The sequence below is a fragment of the Patescibacteria group bacterium genome (assembly GCA_028711655.1).
Classification (GTDB): domain Bacteria; phylum Patescibacteriota; class Patescibacteriia; order Patescibacteriales; family JAQTRU01; genus JAQTRU01.
Genome location: JAQTRU010000070.1, coordinates 1 through 2,723, shown reverse-complemented (window position 1 = coordinate 2,723; position 2,723 = coordinate 1). Strand labels below are relative to the sequence as shown.

Sequence of the window (2,723 nt, the reverse complement as noted above, 5' to 3'; positions counted from 1 at the left end):
GCTTGAAGCCAATACCGAATTAATATTGGACCACTATAAACATACCAGGGGCGATATGCTTCTAGCCGAGAATTTAATTCAACAGTTTGCCGATTTATATTCAGGCAAAACCACCAAATTTCGCGGATCCAGGCATATTGATAAAAAAGATAATTTTTAAATTAATGAAAAATATCAGAATCATTCCCAGGCTGGATATCAAGGGGCCGAACGTGGTAAAACCGGTGCAGACCGAAGCTTTAAGAATTGTCGGCAACCCAAAAGAGTTGGCTTTCCGCTATTATCAGGGCGGGGCGGATGAGCTTATCTATTTGGATATAGTGGCCAGCCTGTATCAGCGCAATCTGGATTTTGATTTATTAAAATCGGTAACGGAAAATATTTTTATTCCCATCACCGTAGGCGGCGGCATCAGAAGCATTTATGATATCAATAATGTTTTGCGCTCCGGCGCCGATAAGATTGCCGTTAATACTTACGCGGTAAAAAACCCGGATTTTTTAAGCGAAGCAGTGAAAGAATTCGGCTCCCAATGCATTGTGCTTTACGTGGAAGCAAAAAAGCAAGCCGGCGGCAATTATGAAGTTTACACCGATGGCGGCCGGGAAAAGACCGGCATTGATGTGATTGGCTGGATAAAACAGGCGATTGATTTAGGGGTAGGCGAAATTCTTTTAACTTCCGTGGACCGAGAGGGAACCAGAGCCGGCTATGACCTGGAGCTATTAAAACAAGTAAGCGGTTTTTCGCCTATTCCGGTGATTGCCCATGGCGGCGCCGGCAGCCTGGAATCATTTAAGCAGGCGATATTTGAAGCAAGAGTCGACGCTTTGGGCGTATCCTCGGTTTTTCAGTATAACGACTTTTCCATCGGCGAAGTTAAAAAATATTTGTCAGACAATAACATTAACGTAAGAATCGTATGAAGCAAAAGAAAATCGCCATTATAGATTATGGGGTGGGAAATTTATATAGCTTAATCAGGGCCTTTCAGCATTTTAAAGCCGAAGTTTCAGTTGCTGAGGATATTGAATCATTGGGCAGGGCCGACGGCGTGGTTTTGCCTGGCGTCGGCTCTTTTGAAGCCGGTATGAGAGGATTAAAAATCCGCGGTTTAGAGGAAAAAATCAAGCAGCTGGCGTTAGAAGACAAACCTATGCTTGGCATTTGCCTGGGGGCGCAAATTATGTTGACCGAGGGGCATGAATTTGGTATTTTTAAGGGATTGGATATCATTAAAGGCAAGGTAGTCCGCTTCCCGAATTTAGCTGAAAATGAAAAAGTGCCGCAGGTTGGCTGGAATAATATTTCGCCGGCCGCGGCGGATGATTGGCGCGGCACGATTTTTGATCCATTCAATAAAAGCGGCCAAGTTTATTTTGTCCATTCTTATATCTTAGAGCCGGAGTACGAGAAAAATATTTTAGCGTTGACAACTTATGGCGGACATACTTTTTGTTCAGCCGTCAGGCAGGGCAATATTTACGGCTGCCAGTTCCATCCGGAGAAAAGCGGGCAGGTGGGGCTGGAAATAATTGATAATTTTATTAATTTAATATGAATAAATCATTGGACAAGCAATTACTGGCGCAGCCGAAAGAAGTAAAATTTTGCCGGCGGTGTGTTGTTTCCAATCAGCGGCCGCGCACTGAATTTGACGAAGAAGGCGTCTGCGGCGCTTGCCGCTACGCTGAAAAGAAAAAAACTATTAACTGGAAAAAAAGGCAAGAGGAATTTGCAGCGGTTTGCGATAAATATCGTTCTAAAGACGGGAGCTTTGATGTTATTGTTCCCGGCAGCGGCGGCAAAGACAGCGGTTTTACCGCCCATACTTTAAAAACAAAATACGGCATGCATCCTCTTTGCGTTACCTGGGCGCCTTTTATTTATACGGATATCGGCTGGAAAAATTTTCAAAATTTCGTAAAATCCGGCTTCACGGTTTTAAATTGTTTTCCTAATGGAGTTCTGCACCGGAAATTAGCCAGAGTGGCTTTTGAGCTTAAGGGCGATGCTTGGGAGCCTTTCGGTTTCGGGCAAAAAGCCTACGCTTTTCAGATGGCTTTAAAATTTGGCATACCTTTGATTTTTTACGGAGAAAATGGGGAAGTTGAATATGGAGGCTCATTGCAAAACGCCGACAAGCCCTATGAATCGGTTGCTGATTGGGAAAAATTATATTTTAAAGGCGCCGGTATAGACGCTTTGCTGAAAGCCGGCTATGAAATGGGCATTTTTAAAAAAAGCGAGATTGAAGACAAGTCTTTTGATTTTTACCGCACGCCCGAATTGGAAGAGATTGAAAAGCTTGGCGCCCAGATGCATTGGCATTCTTATTATCATAATTGGATTCCTCAGGAAAATTTCTATTATTCCCAGAAGCATACCGGTTTTTCCGCCAATGAAGATGGGCATTCCGAGGGCACTTATTCAAAATACGCCAGCTTGGACGACAAGACGGATGGTTTTCATTTTTATTTGGGCTATATAAAATTCGGCCTAGGCCGGGCCACCAGGGACGCCATGATGGAAATACGTTCGGGCCATATTACCCGCGAAGAAGGCATGGCCTTAGTCAAGCGCTATGACGGTGAATTTCCCAAGAAATATTTTAAAGACTTTTTGGAATATCTTGATATAACCGAAGAGCATTTTTGGCGGGTAATTGACGCTTACCGCCAGCCGCATCTTTGGCAAAAAGTTAACGGTGAATGGAAATTGCG

General features: G+C 43.8%; 3 protein-coding genes. All 3 read left to right on the top strand.

Annotated features, from left to right (window positions below; all coding sequences use genetic code 11):
- Nucleotides 1-164: 164 nt before the first annotated feature.
- Nucleotides 165-926 (top strand): imidazole glycerol phosphate synthase cyclase subunit, encoded by a 762-nt coding sequence (locus tag PHQ42_05455; protein MDD5072144.1) that lies wholly within the window; start codon nt 165-167, stop codon nt 924-926.
- Nucleotides 923-1,561: an imidazole glycerol phosphate synthase subunit HisH gene (hisH, locus tag PHQ42_05450; protein MDD5072143.1), complete on the top strand. Its 639-nt coding sequence runs from the start codon at nt 923-925 to the stop codon at nt 1,559-1,561. The genes PHQ42_05455 and hisH overlap by 4 nt, the downstream gene beginning before the upstream one ends.
- On the top strand, nt 1,558-2,723 hold a 1,166-nt coding region (locus PHQ42_05445; protein ID MDD5072142.1), incomplete at its 3' end, for an N-acetyl sugar amidotransferase. The genes hisH and PHQ42_05445, both read left to right, overlap by 4 nt.

What these genes read in the sequence shown, in the direction of transcription:
- PHQ42_05455 (MDD5072144.1), top strand. Translation starts at nt 165, where the DNA reads ATGAAAAATATCAGAATCATTCCCAGGCTGGATATCAAGGGGCCGAAC.
- hisH (MDD5072143.1), top strand. Translation starts at nt 923, where the DNA reads ATGAAGCAAAAGAAAATCGCCATTATAGATTATGGGGTGGGAAATTTA.